This window comes from Streptomyces sp. NPDC101234 (assembly GCF_044767525.1).
Lineage (GTDB): Bacteria > Actinomycetota > Actinomycetes > Streptomycetales > Streptomycetaceae > Streptomyces > Streptomyces sasae.
Genome location: NZ_JBIWOA010000007.1, coordinates 340,286 through 360,593, shown reverse-complemented (window position 1 = coordinate 360,593; position 20,308 = coordinate 340,286). Strand labels below are relative to the sequence as shown.

13 protein-coding genes and 1 pseudogene are annotated in these 20,308 nt (G+C 71.5%); 7 read left to right on the top strand and 7 right to left on the bottom strand.

What is annotated here, in order from left to right; all coding sequences use genetic code 11:
• The first annotated feature begins 195 nt into the window (after positions 1-195).
• The 3 genes and pseudogenes from ACIRR9_RS16080 to ACIRR9_RS16070 all read left to right on the top strand — a co-directional run bounded on the left by ACIRR9_RS16080 (position 196) and on the right by ACIRR9_RS16070 (position 4,677).
• Positions 196-2,442, top strand: coding sequence for an MMPL family transporter (locus ACIRR9_RS16080; protein ID WP_403751631.1), 2,247 nt, complete (start codon positions 196-198; stop codon positions 2,440-2,442).
• Between the two features lie 255 nt (positions 2,443-2,697).
• Positions 2,698-3,619: pseudogene (locus ACIRR9_RS16075) on the top strand (RNA-guided endonuclease InsQ/TnpB family protein).
• Positions 3,620-3,813: 194 nt separating this feature from the next.
• Positions 3,814-4,677, top strand: coding sequence for a phosphotransferase enzyme family protein (locus ACIRR9_RS16070; RefSeq protein ID WP_403751629.1), 864 nt, complete (start codon positions 3,814-3,816; stop codon positions 4,675-4,677).
• A 97-nt stretch (positions 4,678-4,774) separates the two neighbouring features.
• Here the strand turns inward: ACIRR9_RS16070 and ACIRR9_RS16065 are convergent, their stop codons facing one another.
• From ACIRR9_RS16065 to ACIRR9_RS16050, 4 genes are all read right to left on the bottom strand, one after another.
• The gene (locus tag ACIRR9_RS16065; RefSeq protein WP_365351094.1) at positions 4,775-5,494 is read right to left on the bottom strand and encodes a 3'-5' exonuclease; all 720 of its coding nucleotides are present in this window, start codon (positions 5,492-5,494) and stop codon (positions 4,775-4,777) included.
• Positions 5,495-5,596: 102 nt separating this feature from the next.
• The gene (locus ACIRR9_RS16060; RefSeq protein WP_123973108.1) at positions 5,597-6,838 is read right to left on the bottom strand and encodes an SAV2148 family HEPN domain-containing protein; all 1,242 of its coding nucleotides are present in this window, start codon (positions 6,836-6,838) and stop codon (positions 5,597-5,599) included.
• A 102-nt stretch (positions 6,839-6,940) separates the two neighbouring features.
• A complete protein-coding gene (locus ACIRR9_RS16055; RefSeq protein WP_403751626.1) occupies positions 6,941-8,281 on the bottom strand; it encodes a copper amine oxidase in 1,341 nt (446 codons plus the stop codon).
• Between the two features lie 59 nt (positions 8,282-8,340).
• Positions 8,341-9,156, bottom strand: a complete 816-nt coding sequence (locus ACIRR9_RS16050; protein WP_403751624.1) for a Tat pathway signal sequence domain protein — start codon at positions 9,154-9,156, stop codon at positions 8,341-8,343.
• A 196-nt stretch (positions 9,157-9,352) separates the two neighbouring features.
• Here ACIRR9_RS16050 and glgX point away from each other — a divergent pair, with 196 nt between their 5' ends.
• The 3 genes from glgX (at position 9,353) to ACIRR9_RS16035 (ending at position 15,422) form a co-directional block, all read left to right on the top strand.
• Positions 9,353-11,461, top strand: coding sequence for a glycogen debranching protein GlgX (gene glgX, locus ACIRR9_RS16045; RefSeq protein ID WP_403751622.1), 2,109 nt, complete (start codon positions 9,353-9,355; stop codon positions 11,459-11,461).
• A 95-nt stretch (positions 11,462-11,556) separates the two neighbouring features.
• Entirely contained in the window at positions 11,557-13,935 is a 2,379-nt protein-coding gene (gene treY / locus ACIRR9_RS16040) for a malto-oligosyltrehalose synthase (protein WP_403751620.1), read from the top strand.
• A gap of 236 nt (positions 13,936-14,171) precedes the next feature.
• Positions 14,172-15,422, top strand: coding sequence for a M14 family zinc carboxypeptidase (locus ACIRR9_RS16035; RefSeq protein ID WP_403751618.1), 1,251 nt, complete (start codon positions 14,172-14,174; stop codon positions 15,420-15,422).
• Between the two features lie 52 nt (positions 15,423-15,474).
• Here ACIRR9_RS16035 and ACIRR9_RS16030 read toward each other — a convergent pair whose 3' ends face one another.
• The 3 genes from ACIRR9_RS16030 to ACIRR9_RS16020 form a co-directional block, all read right to left on the bottom strand.
• Complete coding sequence (locus ACIRR9_RS16030) at positions 15,475-15,894, bottom strand: SSI family serine proteinase inhibitor (RefSeq protein ID WP_403751616.1); 420 nt, start codon at positions 15,892-15,894, stop codon at positions 15,475-15,477.
• Positions 15,891-17,216, bottom strand: coding sequence for a M14 family zinc carboxypeptidase (locus ACIRR9_RS16025; protein WP_403751614.1), 1,326 nt, complete (start codon positions 17,214-17,216; stop codon positions 15,891-15,893). The genes ACIRR9_RS16030 and ACIRR9_RS16025 overlap by 4 nt, the downstream gene beginning before the upstream one ends.
• 602 nt (positions 17,217-17,818) lie before the next feature.
• Positions 17,819-18,370, bottom strand: coding sequence for a DUF1707 and FHA domain-containing protein (locus tag ACIRR9_RS16020; protein WP_123973115.1), 552 nt, complete (start codon positions 18,368-18,370; stop codon positions 17,819-17,821).
• A gap of 175 nt (positions 18,371-18,545) precedes the next feature.
• On the opposite strand from ACIRR9_RS16020, the gene treZ reads away from it, so the two are divergent.
• Positions 18,546-20,291, top strand: coding sequence for a malto-oligosyltrehalose trehalohydrolase (treZ, locus tag ACIRR9_RS16015; protein WP_403751612.1), 1,746 nt, complete (start codon positions 18,546-18,548; stop codon positions 20,289-20,291).
• Positions 20,292-20,308 lie beyond the last annotated feature (17 nt).

The following is a 20,308-nucleotide window of genomic DNA, read 5'->3' as shown; positions in this document are numbered from 1 at the left end:
ATGATCACCCCCGAGACAGGGCGATAGGTGTAGGGGCCCGACATCCTTCTCGGTGACGAGAGCCGGCCGTCGTACTTCACCGGGCAGCACGACGAGTCCGACTTGTCCGGCCCATACCTTCGAATCGAACGAAGGAAGTCGTGAAGAAACCGTGGCGGCCGGGGCCGCCACCGCACACGAGGGGGCAATCCCGTCATGGGGAACGGAGACACGCGGGTGCGGGGGCTGGCCGCCCGGGCCGGCGGCTGGAGCGCCCGGCACCGCTGGGCCGCCGTCGGTATATGGGTGCTGTTCGTGGTCCTGGCGATGGGACTCGGCTCGGCGGCCGGCCGGGTCGACGTCGACGAGAACGACCAGCTCAAGGGTGAGACCCACACCGCCGCGAAGATCATCGACGATGCGGGTATCAAGCGCCCGGCGAGTGAGACGGTTCTGGTCCAGGCGAAGGACGGCTCGGTCAGGGCGACGGACGCCGGCTTCAAGGCAGCGGTCGCGGATGTCGTGAAGGCCGTCGACGGCACCGGCGAGGTCACGGACGTCACCTCGCCGTACGACACGGGGACGATCTCGAAGGACGGGCGCAGCGCGCTGGTGCAGTTCGACATGCGCGGCGACTCGGCGACGGCCGCCGACCGGGTCGGGCCGGTGCTCGACGCGGTGGCCGGGGTGCAGAAGGCGCACGGCACGCTGCGGATCGAGGAGATCGGCGGCGCCAGCATGAGCAAGCAGTACAAGGACGCCTTCGGCAACGACTTCCAGCAGGCCGAGTACTCCGCCGTCCCGGTGGCCTTCGGCATCCTGCTGATCGCCTTCGGCGCGCTGGTGGCCGCGCTGCTGCCGGTCGGGCTCGCCATCACCGCGATCATGGCGACGATGGGCCTGATGGGCGTGGTCAGCCATCTGCAGCCGATGAGCGACACCGCCAACTCCGTGATGCTGCTGGTCGGTATGGCCGTCGGTGTCGACTACTGCCTGTTCTATCTGCGCCGGGAGCGCGAGGAGCGGGAGGCCGGCCGGTCCGCGGGCGCCGCGCTGCGGATCGCCGCCGCCACCAGCGGCCGGGCGATCATCGTCTCCGGTGTCACGGTGTGCGTGGCGATGGCGGGCATGCTGTTCACCGGGCTCCCCGAGTTCGAGGCGATGGGCCTGGCCTCGCTGATGGTGGTCGCGGTCGCCATGGTCGGCTCCGTGACCGTGCTGCCCGCGCTGCTCTCCCTGCTCGGCGAACGGGTCGAGAAGGGCCGTCTCCCCTTCCTGCGCCGCCGCAGGAGCAACCACGGCCCCTCCGAGAGCCGGTTCTGGACGGCCGTCCTGCGCGGTGTGCTCGCCAGGCCGCTGGTCTCCGTGGTCGTCGCGGTCGGTGCGCTGCTCGCCGTCGCCGCCCCCGCCCTCGGTATGAAGACCTCGCAGCTCACCCTGGACCAGGAGTTCGGCGACTCGCTGCCGATCGTGCAGACCTACGACCGGGTCAACCAGGCCTTCCCGGGCGGCTCCGAGCCCGCCGAGGTGGTCGTCAAGGCGAAGGACATCAACGCCCCCGAGGTCAGGCAGGCGCTGACCGACTTCCGGGAGCGGGCGATCAGTTCGGGGGCCTCGCGCGGGCCGGTCGACATCAAGCTGCACGACGCCCAGAACGTCGCCCTGATCTCGGTACCGCTGGTCGGCGGCTCCGACATGGACAAGGCCGGCCGGAGCCTGGAGAAGCTGCGCGACGAGGTGCGGCCGGCCACACTCGGCAAGGTCGACGGCGTACAGGCCCCGGTGACCGGGAACGTCGCGGGCAACGAGGACTTCAACGACCAGCTGATGGGCTCGGTCGTCCCGGTCTTCGCCTTCGTGGTCGTGTTCGCCTTCCTCCTCATGCTGCTGTCGTTCCGCTCGCTGACGGTCGCGATCACCTCGATCGTCCTCAACCTGCTCTCGGTGGGCGCGGCCTACGGCGTCCTGGTCGCCGTCTTCCAGCACGGCTGGGGCGCCTCGCTGGTGGGTGCCCAGGGCGTCGGCGCGATCGTCACCTGGCTGCCGCTGTTCCTCTTCGTGATCCTGTTCGGCCTGTCGATGGACTACCACGTGTTCGTGGTCTCCCGGATCCGCGAGGCCCGGCTGCGCGGCCGGTCCACGAAGGACGCGATCCAGCACGGGGTGGTCACCACGGCCGGGGTCGTCACCAGCGCCGCCGTCATCATGGTCGCCGTGTTCGCGATCTTCGGCACCCTGTCCATGCAGTCCATGAAGCAGATGGGTGTGGGCCTGGCGGCCGCGGTCCTCATCGACGCGACGGTCATCCGGGGCGTGCTGCTTCCGGCCGTGATGGCCCTGCTCGGCGAGCGCAACTGGTACCTGCCCAGCTGGCTGCGGTGGCTGCCGGACATGACGCACGACGAGTCGCCGGAGCCGGTGGCGCGGGTGACGTGGGACGAGCCGGACCGGCTGCGCGTCTGAGCAACGCCCCCTGGCACAGGGCCCGTCGGTCTCCGGGGGAGCCGACGGGCCCTGTTCTGTGCGTACCGACGCTCAGCGCTGGTAGCGGGCCGGCACCAGGTTGCCGTCCTTCTCCGGCCGGTGGCGGAGTTCGTCGAACATGAGTGCTGGCATTCACCGATTGAGGCGATCACAAAGGAAAAGGGATGTGGGTGTACGGATCTCGCACGTACGGTCGCTTGGCAGGAGGAGGGTGACCGGACCATGGGTGATGGCGTGGCAGCAGCAGCGGAAGCCAACGGGGTGGAGCACGCCCGGTGGACGTTTCGGCTGCGTATGTCGTCCATGGCCCGCACAGCCCTGATGGCGGAGTGGCATCGGTGCCGGTGGGTGTGGAACGAGTGTGTGGCCAAGTCCAAGGCTATGCACTTGCACAACCAGGCCACTGGGGACAACCGGACGTGCGGTCCGGCACAGCTCGACAAGATGCTGACCGAGGCGCGCAGGGCAAACCCGTGGCTGCGCGAGGGTAGCTCGGTGCCGCAGCAACAGATCGTCCGAGATTCCGGCAAGTCCCGCGCCAAGGCGGTCAAGGACATCAAGGACCGGCTCCCTATGGCACGCCGAGCCGGAATGCCCAGATGGAAGAAGAAAAGCGAGGCGCCGCCCACCCTCAACTACACCCGGCGCGGTTTCCGACTGAAGGACGGAATGCTGCACCTGGCGGGCGGGGTCGCTCTGACCGTAAGGTCGCACGCCAGCGCCAGGACACCGGCCGCAAATGGGCCAAGAAGGTCGTCACAGACCATGACGTGTTGGCCATCGAAGACTTCAAGCCGCAATTCCTCGCCAGGACTTCGATGGCCCGGAAGGCCACCGACGCCGCCACCGGCGCCACCAAACAGGCCCTGATCGAGATGGGACGCAAGCACGGACGCACCGTCCACCTGGTCCACCCCGCGCACACCACGATGGACTGCGCGCACTGCGGAGCGAGAGCCAAGCACGCTCCCCCACTGCCTTAAGGGCGTGGGGCCCCCAGCCGCTGGGAGAGCGCACCTACACCTCCATCCGTTGCGGAGTCTCCTCCCCCAGAGACAAGAACTCCGCCCGCGTGATGCTCATCCGGGCTGGTCTCAACCCGGCTGGCGCCAAGGGTGTAAGACCACCTGGGGCGCTGCCCCCGATGGCTGCCTGAGCCAGGAATCCCCTCCCTTCTTACCCATAGGGAGGGGAGGATTCAAGACCATGACCAGGCCCGACCGGTCGCACACAAGGAGCGGCTGACATGTCGTGAAGGCAGCTGGTCCCGTCAAGGCACCGCGCACCTGGTCCCACCTCCGTGGATGCGAGACTGGCCGCCGTACAGCGGGACGGACACGGAGGCGGACGATGGACGAGGCAAGGGCACGGGACGTACTGGCCGCGGCGGGTGTGCTGCCCGGTACGGCGGCCGACGCCTCGCTCCTCGCCCTGGGCGAGAACGCGGTGTTCGCCGCCGGGGACCTGGTGGTGAAGGTGGGCCGGGACGCCGAGCTACTCGACAGGGCCCGGCGCGAGCTGGAGATCGCCGGGTGGCTGGCGGAGGCGGGCGTACCGGCCGTACGGGCCGCCGAGCCGAAGGCGCGGCTCGTCGAGGGGCACCCGTTGACCGTGTGGCACCGGCTGCCCGACCCCGTACGCCCCGCCGAGCCGCGCGATCTGGCCGGACTGCTGCGGATCGTGCACGCACTGCCCTCACCTCCCTTCGCATTGCCGCCCCGCGAGCTGCTGGGCGGTGTGGAGCGCTGGCTGCGGCTCGCCGGCGAGGCGATCGACCCCGCGGACGCGGCGTATCTGCGGGAGCGCCGGGACGGCTTCGCGGCGGCCGCGGCCGCGCTGACGCCGCATCTGACGCCGGGGCCGATCCACGGGGACGCGTTGCCCCGCAATGTGCACATCGGACCGGAGGGTCCGGTGCTGGTCGATCTGGAGACCTTCTCGTCGGACCTGCGCGAGCACGACCTGGTCGTCATGGCGCTGTCCCGGGACCGGTACGGGATGCCCGACGAGGCGTACGCCTCGTTCACCGAGGCCTACGGGTGGGATGTGCGTGAGTGGGAGGGGTGCGGCGTGCTGCGCGGGGCCCGGGAGACGGCGAGCTGTGCTTGGGTCGCCCAGCACGCCCCGACCAACCCGAAGGCACTGGCGGAGTTCAAGCGCCGGGTGACGTCACTGCGACAGGGCGACGAGTCGGTGCGGTGGTACCCCTTCTGAGCCACGGCCGCCGAGGAGCGCCCCGAAGGGGCGCGGGGAACTGCGCGACCAGCCCCCACCGGCCCGCGCTGGACGAACCGCCCAACCGGCCCAGTACTCAGACCGCTTCGGCCAGCTCCCGCAGGGGCCACGCCCCGTCCACCACCGCGTCGGCCTCTCCCTTGCGGCGCAGGAAGCTCTGGAAGTCCGCCGCCCACTCCGCGTACCACTCCACCTGGCGGCGATGCAGCTCCGCCGGGCCCAGCGCCGCGATCTTCGGGTGGCGCTCGGCTATCGCGTGGGCCAGGCGGGCCGCGGCGAGGGCGTCGGCGGAGGCGTTGTGGGCGGCGGTGAGGGTGATGCCGTACTCGGCACAGACCGCTTCGAGGTTGCGCTTGCCGCGGCGGTAGCGGTCGACCCGGCGGTCGATGGTGTACGGGTCGACGACCGGCGCGGGGTCGAGGCCGCCGAGGCGGTCGGAGAGGGACGGGAGTCCATGGCGGCGCAGCTCCGCCGTGAGGAGCGTGAGGTCGAAGGCCGCGTTGTAGGCGACGACCGGGACGCCTGTCTTCCAGTAGCCGGTGAGGACGTCCGCGAGGGCGTCGGCGACCTGGTCGGCCGGTCTGCCGTCGGCCGCCGCCCGCTCGTTGCTGATGCCGTGCACCGCCACCGCGTCGGCCGGGATCTCGACGCCCGGATCCGCCAGCCATTCGCGGCGGCCCAGTTCCTGCCCGGCCCTGACCTCGATCACGGCGCCCGTGACGATCCGCGCCTCGCGCGGATCCGTACCCGTCGTCTCCAGGTCGAAGCCGATCAGGAGCTCCTGGTGCCAGCCCATGGGCGGCCCCCCTTCTTGGTGGTGCTTTCCCCCAGTGGTCTCCACCCTCGCATGCGCCACTGACAATCAGAGGACCGCGTTCCGCTTACCGCCGTCCCCGCGTCAGGACACCGGGCGCGAATCCGCCCAAGCCATCTCGAACTCCTCGCGGTACGTCGGGAAGAGTCCCGTTTCCACCACGTCGTCCGACTTGACCACCTTGTTGCCGTTGCGCAGCACCAGCACCGGTGACTCCATGCCCCGCGCCCCGCGGAGATAGGACTGGATGATCGCGACGCCGTCGGCGCCGTCGCCGTCCACGAGGTAGGCGGAGAAGCGCGGGGTGTCGTCGTACACCTGGATCTCGAAGGCGCCCGGGTCGCGCAGCCGGGAGCGGACCCGACGCATATGGAGGATGTTCATCTCGACCGAGCGGCCGAGTTCGCCCCGTTTCATCCCGAGTTCACGCTCGCGGCGCTTGACCGCGCTGGAGGCGGGGTTGAGGAAGAGGAGCCGGACCCGGCAGCCGGTCTCGGCGAGGCGGACCAGGCGGCGGCCGGAGAAGTTCTGCACGAGCAGGTTGAGGCCGATGCCGATGGCGTCCAGGCGGCGGGCGCCGCCGAAGAGGTCCTCGGCGGGGAACTGGCGCATGAGCCGGACCCGGTCGGGATGGACGGCGACGACGTCGGCGTAGCGGTCGCCGACGAGGTCCTCGACGGCGTCCACGGGGAGCCGGCGCGCGGAGGGTACGTCGCCGCCCGCGCCGAGCATCTCCAGGAGCCGGGCGGAGGCGCGCTCGGCCTGGTTGAGGACGGCCTCGGAGAGCGCCCGGTTGCGGGAGACGACGTTGCGGGTCACCTCCAGCTCGTCCAGGGCGAGTTCGACGTCGCGGCGCTCGTCGAAGTACGGCTCGAAGCAGGGCCAGTGCTGCACCATCAGCTCGCGCAGCTGCGGGAGGGTGAGGAAGCTGAGCACGTTGTCGTCGGCCGGGTCGAGCAGATAGCCCTTGCGGCGGCTGACCTCGCGGACCGCGGCCGCCCGCTGGACCCACTCCTGACCGGCGGGCCCGGCGGCGGCGACCACCCACTCGTCGCCGTGGACGGGTTCGTAGATGGGCCGCAGCACGGCGGCCACGACGGTGCGCAGCCGTTGCTCGACCAGGTTCAGCCAGATGTAGGCCCGGCCGGCCCGCTGGGCGCGCGTACGCACCTCGAGCCAGGCGTCGGCGTCCCATTCCAGCTCCGGCCCGATGGAGCCCGTGGCGTCCATCGGCCGGGCCAGGGACACCGCGCCGGGCGGGACGTCTGTGGAGTTTCCCTCGTGACCCTCGTCACCAGGGGGCAGCTCCAGGCCTCCCGAGCCCACCCGTGCACCGCCTTCCGCTCCCCCGAGCTCTCCCTGTGCCAACGATCAAGGAAGGGTACTCCGGGAGCGGTCGGCGGTGCAGCCGGATGGACAGGTCGTTTCTCAACTACCGTTTCCGGGACGTCCGTTCTGATCGGCGAGCTCGGCCGGAGTGAGCGGATTCATAGCAGTGACATCACGCGGGGCGATGGAGAAGCCCTGCCAGTGGACCGGCATGGGCTGCTGGTCCTCGTCACGCGCGATGTGGTGGAAACCGACGTTCACCCAGACCACGGGGTTGGTGAGGGTCTGGCCGTTGACCCACTGGTCGACGGTCTTGGGGTGACCGGTGGCACAGCCCGGGTTGTTGCTGGCGAACTGCTCGCACTTGTCGTACTGGGTGAAGTAGACGTCGTGCTTGGTGAAACCGTGACCCGGGTACTTGTTGGTGGCGCCCTGGACGATCTCGTACGAACGGGCGTGCCCGTCCTTGTTCTTGCCCGCTGTGCTGACCACACGCCACCAGCGCATGTTCTTGGCGTCGCCGGCGAGTTCCTTCGTCACATTGGTGCGGGTGGTCTTGTTGCTCGGCGCCTCCTGGCCGCGGGCCGGCGGGCTGACCACCGAGTCGTACTGCTCGACGCGGCTCTTGGAGGAGCCGTCGAGGTCGAAGTCCAGCTTCCAGAACACGTTGTGGCTGTGGCTGGTGGCGTAGGCGTGGGCGCCCTTGCCGATCGGCCAGCCGCGGCCGTCCCCGGCGTCGTAGTCGCCCGGTGAAAGGCTGCCGGTGGCGCCGACGTTCATGTTGATCGTGCCGTCGTCCTGGAACCGCCACTCGGTCATGTACTCATACCAGCCGACCTTGTTGACGGTGTAGATCAGCAGGTCCTTGCCCTGCTGCTGGAACACCCGGTTGCCGGTGTCGGCCTGCATCCGGTACGCGTGGCCGCGCGAACGGGTGGTGGTGCAGAGGCCGTTGACGTTGGGGTGGGCCGGGTCCCAGGCGTCGGGGACCTTGATGCTCTTGATGGTGCCGCCGGGGCACTCGGCCGTGTCGAGCGGCACCAGGCCCTGGGCGAAGCCGAAGCCGGTCAGGTCGTCGTACTCGACGCTGCCGTCGTCGTAGGGGACGTCGATCTGGGCGAGGCGGGCGCTGGAGAGGACCTTGATGGGGGCCGACTCGCCCTTGGGCTGGTAGGAGATGTGCTCCAGGACCAGTCCGGCCTTGCTGTCGTAGCGCCAGCACATCCGCCAGGTGGTGCCGGTGGAGAGCTTCTGCTCGATGCGGTAGGCGGCGGAGCAGTCGGCGGCGGCCGCGGCGGCCCGCTCGGGCTGGGCGGCGGCGGGTCCGGCGGCCGTGGTCGCACCGGCCGCCAGCGCGGCCACGGACAGGCCCACGGCGGCCGTCCTGCGGGCACGGCCGACTCTGTACGCGCGCGTGGTCGCGCGCTCGTTCACGTGCATGACGAAATGACTCCTCGTACGGGAGGTGTGAGATGAGGGGATGCGCGAACGGAGCCGGCTCAGCGGCCGAGCTTCACGACCTTGCGCGCGCTCAGGTCGACGATGAGCGACCTGGCGTCGATCCACGGCCCGTTCTTGACCTTCGGGAAGAGCCGCACGCAGCGGTGTTCGCCGCACTTGTCGAGCGCGGCCGGCTGGGCGCCCGGGGTGGCGCGGTAGACCGCGCTGTTGAGCAGCAACTGCTGCTCCGGATCGGTCAGTTCCTTGCCCGTGGCGTCCTTGAAGTCTGCCTTGAGGCCGGCGCCGAGCGGATCACCGATCAGCAGCTTGAGCGCCTGGACGTTCTCGTCGTGGCTGAGCGGCGGCTGGACGCCCTGCCGGCTGGTGGTCTGCTCGACCTTGCCGGTGTCGAGGTTGACGGTCCGGGTGACGAGGGTGTCGTTGCGGTAGTCGTAGAACGTGACGTCCGCGCGGCGCGGCGTGTTCGCGTCGTCCAGTTCCTTCGCGTCCGGATCGGCGAGATCGACGCTGAGCCGCTCGGGGCCGCGGCGGCCCTCGGCGTTCTCCCCGGTGTTGAACATCTGCTTGGTCAGGGCGAGTTGTTCGACGCGCTTGGTCTCGTCGTCGGTCAGCGGGTCACTGCCCGTGCCCTTCTTCCCCTCGGCCGGGGCCTCTTCCACCACACCCGGCTTGACGGCACCCGACCCCTGGCCCGCGTCCTGCGCGGTTGCCGTGCCGTTCCCGTTGGTTCCTCCCGACTCGTCCGCCCCTGCCGTACCCGGCAGGGTTATCCCGACCATCACGGCGGTCCCCGCCACCGCCAGTCCCGCACCGGCCACCACCTTGCCCAGATGGCGGTGCACTATCTTGCGCACATCTTCCCCCTACTCCCCCTTTGTCACAGGGAGTACGTGTCGGCCCCACTGGTTCGGCACACTTCGCCACATGGGTCGCTGTGTGCACTGGTCGCGGGGTAAGAGGGGCGTAAGTCACCTGGGGTTCCATTACTTTCGGGCAGACTCATGACCAAGGCGCCCCCGGGCGTAAGGCACACCTGGAAGAGTCGACTTCATGCAGGTCTGGCCTGGAGAGGCATATCCGCTCGGCGCCACGTACGACGGCGCCGGGACCAACTTCGCGGTGTACACGGAGGCCGCGGACCGAGTGGAGCTGTGTCTGCTGCACGACGACGGCTCCGAGACCGCGGTGGAGCTGCGCGAGAGCGACGCCTTCGTCCGGCACGCGTACCTGCCGGGCGTGATGCCCGGGCAGCGCTACGGCTTCCGGGTGCACGGCCCGTACGACCCCGGGCGCGGTCTGCGCTGCAACTCGGCGAAGCTGCTGCTCGACCCGTACGCGAAGGCGGTCAGCGGGTCGGTGGGCTGGGGCGAGGAGGTGTACGGCTACCGCTTCGGCAACCCCGACAGCCGCAACGACCTGGACTCGGCGCCGCACACCATGACGTCGGTGGTGATCAACCCGTACTTCGACTGGGGCGACGACCGGCGGCCGCGCACCGAGTACCACCACACGGTGATCTACGAGGCCCATGTGAAGGGCCTGACCATGCGCCACCCGGGCCTGCCCGAGGAGCTCCGCGGCACCTACGCGGGCCTGGCGCACCCGGCGATCATCGGGCATCTCACCGAACTGGGCGTCACGGCGCTGGAGCTGATGCCGGTCCACCAGTTCGTGAACGACCACCGGCTGGTCGACATGGGACTGAACAACTACTGGGGCTACAACACCATCGGTTTCTTCGCCCCGCACAACTCGTACGCCTCCTGGGGCGACCGCGGTCAGCAGGTCCTGGAGTTCAAGTCGGCGGTCCGGGCACTGCACGAGGCCGGGATCGAGGTGATCCTGGACGTGGTCTACAACCACACCGCCGAGGGCAACCACCTGGGCCCGACCCTGTCCTTCCGCGGCCTGGACAACCAGTCCTACTACCGCCTGACGGACGACCCGCGCTACTACATGGACACGACGGGCACGGGCAACTCCCTGCTGATGCGCTCGCCCCACGTCCTCCAGATGATCATGGACTCGTTGCGCTACTGGGTCACCGAGATGCACGTCGACGGCTTCCGTTTCGACCTCGCGGCGACCCTGGCCCGGCAGTTCCACGAGGTGGACCGGCTGTCGTCGTTCTTCGACCTGGTGCAGCAGGACCCGGTGGTCTCCCAGGTGAAGCTGATCGCCGAGCCGTGGGACGTGGGCGAGGGCGGCTACCAGGTGGGCAACTTCCCGCCGCTGTGGACCGAGTGGAACGGCAAGTACCGCGACACGGTGCGCGACCTCTGGCGGGGCGAGCCCCGCGCACTGGCCGAGTTCGCCTCCCGCCTCACCGGTTCCTCCGACCTCTACCAGGACGACGGCCGCCGCCCGCTGGCCTCCATCAACTTCGTGACCTGCCACGACGGCTTCACACTGCACGACCTGGTGTCGTACAACGACAAGCACAACGAGGCCAACGGCGAGGACAACCGGGACGGCGAGAGCCACAACCGCTCGTGGAACTGCGGGGTCGAGGGACACACCGACGACCCCGCGATCCTCGAACTGCGCGACCGCCAGATGCGGAACTTCGCCGCCACGCTGATGCTGTCCCAGGGCGTGCCGATGATCGGACACGGCGACGAGTTCGCGCGTACACAGCAGGGCAACAACAACGCGTACTGCCAGGACAACGAGGTGTCCTGGGTGGACTGGCCGGCCCCCGACGACGAGAGCGACCTGCTGTCCTTCACCCGCGCGATGGCAAGGCTGCGCAAGGAGCACCCGGTCTTCCGGCGCCGCCGCTTCTTCCACGGCCGCCCGGTGGAAGGCACTCACGACGAGCTCTCCGACATCGCCTGGTTCACCCCCCAGGGCCACGAGATGACCCAGCAGGACTGGGACTCGGCACAGGCGTCGGCCCTGACGGTGTTCCTCAACGGCAACGCGATCTCGGAACCGGGCCCGCGCGGAGAACGCGTCGCCGACGACTCGTTCCTGCTCATGTTCAACGCGTCACCGGACCCGCTGGACTTCGTGGTCCCGGTGAACCACGGCCGCGAGTGGGAAGCGGTGGTCGACACGGCACTCACCGAGGCGGTGCCACCGGGATCGAAGGTGGACGCGGGGGCGCGACTCACGTTGGTGGGCCGGAGCCTGACCGTCCTGAAGAGGCCCGCATAAGCGCGCCCCGTCAGGGGCGCGGGGAACTGCGCGACCAGCCCCCACCGGGCCCGCACTGTGACACAGAACCCAACCAGACGGGTACATACATCCGTATGACAGCCGAGCGAACCGCCCCCACCGTCCCGACGGCCACTTACCGACTGCAGCTCCAGCCCGGCTTCCCCTTCTCGGCAGCCTCCTCCGCCGTGCCGTACCTCGCCTCGCTCGGCGTCTCCCACCTCCACCTCTCCCCCGTCCTGGAGGCCGTCCCCGGCTCCACCCACGGCTACGACGTCGTGGACCACGCGCGCGTGCGCGAGGAACTCGGCGGCGAGGAGGGACTGCGCGCACTCGCCCGCACCGCGCGAGCCCACGGTCTCGGCCTGATCATCGACATCGTGCCGAACCACATGGCCATGTCCCCCCGCCACAACCACGCCCTGTGGGAGGTCCTGAGGGAGGGCCCGAAGTCGCCGTACGCGCGCTGGTTCGACGTCGACTGGGAGGCGCAGGGCGGGCAGCTGCTGCTGCCGGTGCTCGGCGGACCGGTCGGCGACGTGCTCGGGCAGCTCGTGGTCGACGGGGACGTGCTGCGCTATCACGAGCACGCCTTCCCGCTCCGGGAGGGCACCGGGGAGCTGCCGCTGCCGCAGCTGCTGGACGCCCAGTGGTACCGCCCGGTGTGGTGGCGGCTGGCCCGCACCGAGCTGAACTACCGGCGGTTCTTCAGCATCTCCGAGCTGATCGGGGTGCGGGTGGAGGACCCGGAGGTGTTCGAGGCCACCCATGCCAAGATCCTCCAGCTGCTGCACGAGGGAGTGGTGGACGGGCTGCGCGTCGACCATCCCGACGGGCTCGCCGACCCCGACGGCTATCTCGCCCGGCTGCACGAGGCGACCGGCGGGCGCTGGACGGTCGTGGAGAAGATCCTGGCCGACGGCGAGCACCTGCCGGCCGGCTGGCCGGTCGCAGGCACCACCGGGTACGACGCGCTGCGGCAGGTGGACGGCCTGTTCACGGATCCCGCGGGGGCCGGTGAACTGCTCGGCCAGTACCGGCGGTTCGCGGCCCCGCAGACGGACCGGGGCGGCGACTGGGCGGCGACGGTGCGGCGGGCGGCGTACAGGGTGCTCACGCACGAGCTGGCGGCCGAGACGGACCGGCTGACGCGGGTGGCCACGCGCGTGTGCGCGACGTCCCCGGACCCCGCGCTGCGCGACCGGGCGCCCTGGGCGCTGCGCACCGCGCTGCAGGAGCTGCTGGTGCGGATGCGGGTGTACCGGCCGTACGCCTCCGGTGACGTGGCCGCCGTCGTCACCGAGCAGGCCGCGGAGGAGGCCCGGCAGGCCTTCCTGGTGCCCGAGGAGGCCGGGGCGGTGGACGTGGTGCGCGGGCTGCTGGTGGGCGGGGACGGACCGGGGCCCGCGGAGTTCCGGGTGCGGTTCGCGCAGACCGCCTCGGCGCTGCGTGCCAAGTCCGTCGAGGACACGGCGTTCTACCGCTATGTACCCCTGCTGTCGGCGACCGAGGTGGGTGGTGATCCCGGCGGTCCGGGGGTGTCCCCGGACGCCTTCCACGCGTACTGCGCGCGCGTGCAGCGCGACTGGCCGCTCACCGGGACGGTGGTGACGACGCACGACACCAAGCGCAGCGCCGACGTGCGGGCGGCGCTGGCCGTGCTGACGGAGTGTCCGGAGCGGTGGGCGGACGTGCTGACGGAGGTGACCCGGGACGGGGAGGGCGTACCTGACGCGCAGCTGGCCTGGGCGGCCTGGCAGACGGTGTTCGGGCTGGGCCCGGCGGACCCCGAGCGGGTGCAGGGGGCGCTGCTGAAGCATGTGCGGGAGGCGGGCCTGTACACGAGCTGGACCGAGCAGGAGCCGCCGTACGAGGAGGCGGTGGCCTCGTTCGTCGCGGCGGGGCCGTGCGGGGCGCCGGGCGAGCGTGTGACGGCCTTCCGTGCCTCCCTGGGGCCGCATGTCCGGGCGAACGTCCTCGGCACGGCTCTGGTCCATCTGACGATGCCGGGCGTGCCGGACGTCTACCAGGGCACGGAGGGCGAGTACCGGGCACTGGTGGACCCGGACAACCGGCGGCCGGTCTCCTTCCCGCTCGGACACCCGGGCGAGAAGGACGCGCTGACGGCAGCGGCGCTGCGGTTGCGGGCACGGCGTCCGGACGTCTTCGGCGACACGGCGACGTACGCGCCGCTGGCCGCCGAGGGGCCGGCCGCGGCGCACTGTCTGGCGTTCACGCGCTCCGGGGAGGTGGTCACGGCGGTGACCCGGCTGTCGCTGCGGCTGGCCGCGGCGGGCGGCTGGCGGGACACGGTGCTGCCGCTGCCGCCGGGGCGGTGGGCGGATGCCCTGACGCCGCGGCGGGAGTTCACGGGGCACGCGCGCGTGGCCGAGCTCTTCGAGGGGCTGCCGGTGGTGCTGCTGGAGCGAGTGGGAGACGGGGACCAAGCCCCCCACATTCACCCGTACGAGTGAATGTGGGGCCGGTTCGGGAGGTTGCCGAAACTCGCCGGGCTCGGCCGGCGTCCGTAACGGCGCGCGGAACCGTTCCGCGCCCCGTAATGGCTTTGCACCCCCATCGGCGCCAACCGCCCTGCCGGCCTGCCGCACATGCCCCTGGGCGCCCCCTGGAGCCTCCCCCGGGAGGTTCTTGACAGTTCACCTATGCCGTGCGGGACTGGGAAATGCGAAGCCGGGCGGACAAGTCGGGGGTGAGTCTCCTGCCGGAGCTGCGCTACCCCAGTGTTCCCGAACTGACCGCGACCGCCCGGGCATTGGCCGCTCACCGGCCCAACCTGTGCACGTTGCGGCAGATCGGCGTCTCTCGCGCGGGCAGACCGCTGCACCTGCTGTCCGTGGGGCACTCCCGGCGGGCGGTCCTGGTGGTCGCGGGCGCCCACGCCAACGAACCGACCGGGGGCGGCACGCTCCAGGTCCTGGCCGAGCGGGTGCTGAACGAGCGGGAGTTACGGGCGGAGACGTCCTGGCACTTCCTGCTGTGCGCGGACCCGGACGGGGCGAGCCTGCACGTCACCCCGGCCCCGCGCAGCCTGCTCGACTACCACCTCGGCTTCTACCGTCCGGCGGGCCCCGAGCAGCCGGAGTGGTCGCCGTCGGTGCTGCCGCCGGACCGGCTGCCGCCGGAGACCGTGGCACTGCTCGGGGTGATCGACGAACTGCGCCCCTACCTCCAGGTGACCCTGCACGGCACCGATCTGGGCGGCAGCTGGGTGCAACTGACGAAGGACGTGCCGGGGCTCGCCGAGCCGTTCGCCAAGTCGGCCGCGGAGTTGCACATCCCGGTGGAGACGGGCGCCTCGGACGCCGCGGGCTGGCCCGCCTCCGGGCCGGGCGTCCGGGTGATGCCAGGCCCGGACTCGGGGGTGGCCTACCCGAGCATGCCGGACGACGCACGGCACAGCACCTGGTACCACGCACACCGCTACGGCGGTCTGACGGCGGTGGTCGAGGTGCCGATGTGGGCGAGCGACCTGGTCGACGACCCGGCACCGCACCCGGCGCCGGCGGCGGCGATGCGGCGGCTGGCACGCCGGCTGCTGCAGGACTCGCGGGAGGTGGAGCGGGTGCTGACCGAGACGCTGCCCCGGCTGGACGGCCTGGACGGACCGCTCCTGCGGGCCGCCCGCTGGGCGCTGGGGCTGATCCCCGGGCTGGCCGAGGACTGGATCCAACGGCAGCCGATCGACACCACGATGGCGTACGTCGGCAGTGTGGACGCCTTCGGGCGGCGGCTGCCGTTGCGGGCGGCGTCGATGCTGCTGCGGGTACTGCGGGAGGCGGACGACCGCGCGGCGCCGCGCCTGGAGGAGCTCGTGGCCTCCTGGTGCGACGCCTACGCAGAGCGTTTCCGGGCCCGCTGGGTGCCGGTGGAGCGCCAGGTGGAGCACCAGGCCCGGACGGTGCTGGCGGCCGCGCAGCACGCGCGTGAGCGGGCGGCGTGAGGGCTCGGGGCCGGTACCGGGGACCGGGGTGGACCGCACGCCGCCCCGGGGGTCAGCCGTCGAGGGCGAAGACCGGGCCGGTGCGGGCCGCCATCACGCAGGAGTTGGAGAACGTCTCGCGGTACTCGATCGGCCGGCCGTTCCACTCGCCGCGCGCCTGCGCGGTGACCGGGGCGTAGATCATCGGGCAGATCGCGCCCTTGGCCGGGGCGATGCGCGTGATGTCACCGCCCACCGCGGCGAGTTCGGCACAGGCCTCGGCCGCGCGGGAGTGCCCCTGGGGCGGGTCGCACAGCAGCAGCGTGCCGCGCGTGCCGCCGGCCCGGCCGTCCCCCTCCTTGCTGATGGTCAGGTTGAGGTAGTCGCCGTCGCGTGTGTGGCCGGGGGCGGCCTGCGCCGGTGCGGTGACGAGGAGGGCGGCGGCCGCCAGCAGAGCACCGCCGGCCGCTGTCGCTCTGATCAGATGGGTCATTCCCGGTGCATCGGCACGGCGGCCTCGGCGCCCCAGTCCGGCTCACCCGAACGAGCAAGCACGCGCGCGTGGCGATGCGCCAGTTCGAATGTGCTCAGGACCACGCGTGTCTGGTACTCGGCCTGCCGTGCGACCGGGATCCAGCGGGCGCCGAGGTTCTCGTGGTAGTCCGCGCACCAGGTGTCGATCAGCCGGTCCAGGTCGGGCAGGGCGCCGGCGGGGTCGTGGCCGGTGCTGCGCAGCAGCTGGTGCAGCAGCCCTGCGGTGCGCAGGACCAGTCGGCGCCCGGCGATGCGCAGGGCGACCAGGTGGGCGGTGCTGAGCGGGGGCAGCGGGCGCGCGCTGCCGGCATCGGTGTCGGGGTCCCAGGCGTCGGCGAGGCCCGGGCGGACGAGCAGGAAGTCGTCGACCGGCGGGAGCAGACGGGCCGCGTCCGGTGCCGCGGACAGCTGGGGCCGGACCCGGGCCAGGACGTCGTCCAGGAGGCGTGTGTCCTCGCGCAGGGCCCTGCTGGCGGCACGCAGCGCCGCGTCGCGGTCCGCGGGCGGTGCGCCGTCCTGGACGGCGGTGACACCCCACATGGGCGCCTCGACGATGGCGGTGACCGTGCCGTGCCGGTGCGGGTGGAACCAGGTGGACTCGACGGCCGCCTCGGTGATGGCGGCGGCCGGATCGCCCCGGCGGGGCGGCGGCACACGGTAGACGGCCGGGCCCAGCGTGGGCCAGTACAGGGTGTCGTTGGCGCCGAGTTCGAGGGGGATGCCGAGCCGGTTCGCGGTGTGCGCGAGGCGCTGGGCGAGGCCCGGCAGGTCGCGGGTCAGCTCGACGAAGCCGCCGCCGACGTCGACGCCGTGCAGCGAGCACTGGAGGAAGGGCCGCAGTTCGTCCTGGACGTCGAGGAGCGCACGGGTCTCGGGCAGCGCCACGGCGTCGGCCCCGTCGGGCAGCCACTCGGGCTGCTCCAGGAAGCCGGGCCGGAAGAAGTTCCGGAAGTAGTGGCCCAGGGTGTACGGCCCGGCGAGCCAGCCCTCGTTGCGGCGCGAGCCGTCCGGGTCCAGGCACAGCAGCAGGTTCCAGGTGACGTCGGCGTCCTCGGTGAGCCGTGGGTTGTCGAGGACCCGGGCGGCCAGCCGTAGCACGGTGGCGCCACCGACGGGTTCGTTGGCGTGCGGGCCCGCGACGACGAGGGCGTGCCGGCTGCCGTGACCGATGGAAAGCAGCCACATCGGCGTGCCCGCGCGGGAGGTCCCGACCCTGCGCAGCCGGGCGTCCCGCGGACGGTCGGCAACCAGCGCGGCCGCCCGGGAGGCGAGCTCGTCCACGGACGGGTAGCGGAGGAGTGGCGGCAGAACACACCTCCACAATGCGGTGCCGTCGGTTCACATGATGTACATGGCGTACGCACAGTGAGTCACGACTTGGGAGGTACGTCAACACTGCGACGGACAAACGCTTTTCGGCCACCGCGCGGGAGGCGTTCGGACGAGAGCGGGGGAAAAGCCCAGCGGAGCGGCACGTGTTCAGCCGGCTGTGAGCAGGAGGCCCATCTGCAGGGTGTGCATTCAGCCGACTGAGCGGAGGCCGTCCCACACGGGCCGCATCCGCGCAACCGACGGCGGAAAACCTGCACACGCAAACGCCGCCCGACCGCTCACGAGCGAGAAGCCACACCACGCGAGGCACGCCCGCCGACCGCGCCCACGGAGCCGGCCCGCGCGGTACGCGTCCACCCGACCACGATCGGAAAGCCGCGCTCGAACCGCGGGGAGCGACACCCTCATCCGCCCCGGACGCCTTCGGAGAGTCGCGTGCGGACGGGACGTCTTCGGCCGGTCCCGAGCCGACGGCAGGTCCGGGCCGGACTGTTCAGCCGGTCATGAGCAGACGGTGCGGACGGGGCGACGGCACGGTCGGGCCGGTTCCTTCAGCCGGTTGCGAGGCGGAAGTGCATGCGGCCGAAGCCCACCTGGTCGCCCTCGCGGACGACGGCGGCGCCGGTCACCCGGCGGCCGTTCACGGTCGTGCCGTTGGTGGAGCCGAGGTCCCTGAGGACCCACAGACCCCCCTGATGCCGGAGTTCGGCGTGCACCCGGGAGACCGTGTCGTGGCTGAGCCGCAGCCCGTTGGCGGGGTCGCGGCCGATCCGCAGCGGGTGCCCGGCGCCCGGGTGCGGCAGCAGCAGCTTGGGCAGCCGCTCGGCCTGCCAGGCCCGGCGCAGCCGTACCGTGAACCCGGAGACGGCCTCGACGGTGCCGAAGAACACGCGCGCGAAGCGGTTCTCCTGGGGCAGGTCGGCGGTGAGCGCGGCGAGTTCGTCCACGCGGCGGGCGGCGAGCGCCAGCTCCATGCGGCGTACGAAGGTGTCGTGCGACAGCCGTCCCATGACGACGCCGTCGCGCAGCACGCTCAGCGCCTTCTCACGCTCCGCGTCGGACAACCGCGCGGGATAGGTGTTGAACTCGAAGGACGACGTCACGGTGCTGATTCTGGGTCAGTGAACCCCGGGTGTCCAGAAAACGGGGAAACGGCCGCCACGCGCGCGTACGTACGGCGACACCCGCCGGGAAAGCCGGGATTCAAAGCGGACTGATCGCCTTTCGCGGCACGATGGACGTACTACCTCACGATGAGCCAGACGAAGGGGACCGTCCGTGCAGTTCGAGGTGTGGGCACCGCAGGCAGACCGTGTGACGCTCCATTGCGACGGCGCCACGCGCGCGTTGGACCGCGACCCGCGGCGGCCGGGCTGGTGGGCCGGGGAGGCGGACGCCGAGGACGGCACGCGGTACGGGTTCGCGCTGGACGACGGACCGGTGCGGCCCGACCCGCGCTCGCGCCGCCAGCCGGACGGCCCGGACGGACTGAGCGCGGTCGTCGACCACACCCGGTACGAGTGGCGGGCCGCGTGGCTGGGACGTGCGTTGCCGGGCGCGGTGCTCTACGAGCTGCACGTGGGCACGTACACCCGGGAAGGCACCCTGGACGCGGCCGCCGCATGCCTGGACCACCTGGCGGAACTGGGCGTCACCCACGTGGAGTTGATGCCGCTCTGCCCGTTCCCCGGCCGGCACGGCTGGGGATACGAGGGGGTCTCGCTGTGGGCGGTGCACGAGCCGTACGGCGGACCCGAGGCGCTGAAACGGTTTGTCGACCGGGCGCACGAACTCGGACTCGGCGTCGTCCTGGACGTCGTCCACAACCACCTCGGTCCGTCGGGCAACCACCTCCCCGCGTTCGGGCCGTATTTCACGGAGACGCACCACACGCCCTGGGGCGCGGCGGTCAACCTGGACGCCCCGGGTTCGGACGAGGTGCGCGCGTATCTGGTGGGCAGCGCGCTGGCCTGGCTGCGGGACTACCGGATCGACGGGCTGCGTCTGGACGCGGTGCACGCGCTGCGCGACACGCGCGCGTGCCACTTCCTGGAGCAGCTGTCGTCGGCCGTGGCCGCCCTGGCGGGCGAGTCGGGCCGGCCGTTGTTCCTCGTCGGCGAGTCCGACCTGAACGACCCTCGCGTCATCACCGCCCGCGCGGAGCACGGGCTCGGCCTGGACGCGCAGTGGAACGACGACTTCCACCACGCCCTGCACACCGCCCTGACCGGCGAGTCCCAGGGCTACTACGCCGACTTCGCGCGTGACTCCTTCGGCGCCCTCGCCAAGACGCTCACCGGCGGCTACTTCCACGACGGCACGTACTCCGACTTCCGCGGCCGGCACCACGGCCGGCCGCTGGACCGCGCGCGGGTGGCGGGGCACCGGCTGCTCGGCTACACGCAGACGCACGACCAGGTCGGCAACCGCGCCCAGGGCGACCGGCTTTCGGCCACCCTCTCGCCCGGCCTGCTGGCCTGTGCGGCCACGCTGACCCTGACCGCGCCCTTCACCCCGATGCTGTTCATGGGCGAGGAATGGGCGGCCGGCACCCCCTGGCAGTTCTTCACCGACCACACGGACCCGGACCTGGCGGAGGCGGTACGGCGGGGCAGGCGGCGGGAGTTCGCGGCGCACGGGTGGGCCGAGGAGGACGTGCCGGACCCGCAGGACCCGGCGACCCGGGAGCGGTCCTGCCTGGACTGGTCGGAGCCGCAACGCGAGCCGCACGCGCGCGTGCTGGCCTGGTACCGCAGGCTGATCGCCCTGCGCCGCGAGCAGCCGGACCTCACCGATCCCGACCTGGCCGACACCAAGGTGGCCTACGACGACGGGGCGCGCTGGCTGGCGTTCCGGCGCGGGGACGTACGAGTGGCGGTCAACCTGGGGAAGGAACCGGCGGCGATCCCGCTCGGCAGCGGCAAGGTGGAGGTGCTGGCCGCGTGGGACACCGTGGCGGCCCCGGACGCCGACGGGGTGCTGCGGGTGCCGGGCGAGTCGTGCGTGGTGCTGACCCAGGTGTGAGCACCGGCGCGGCCAGA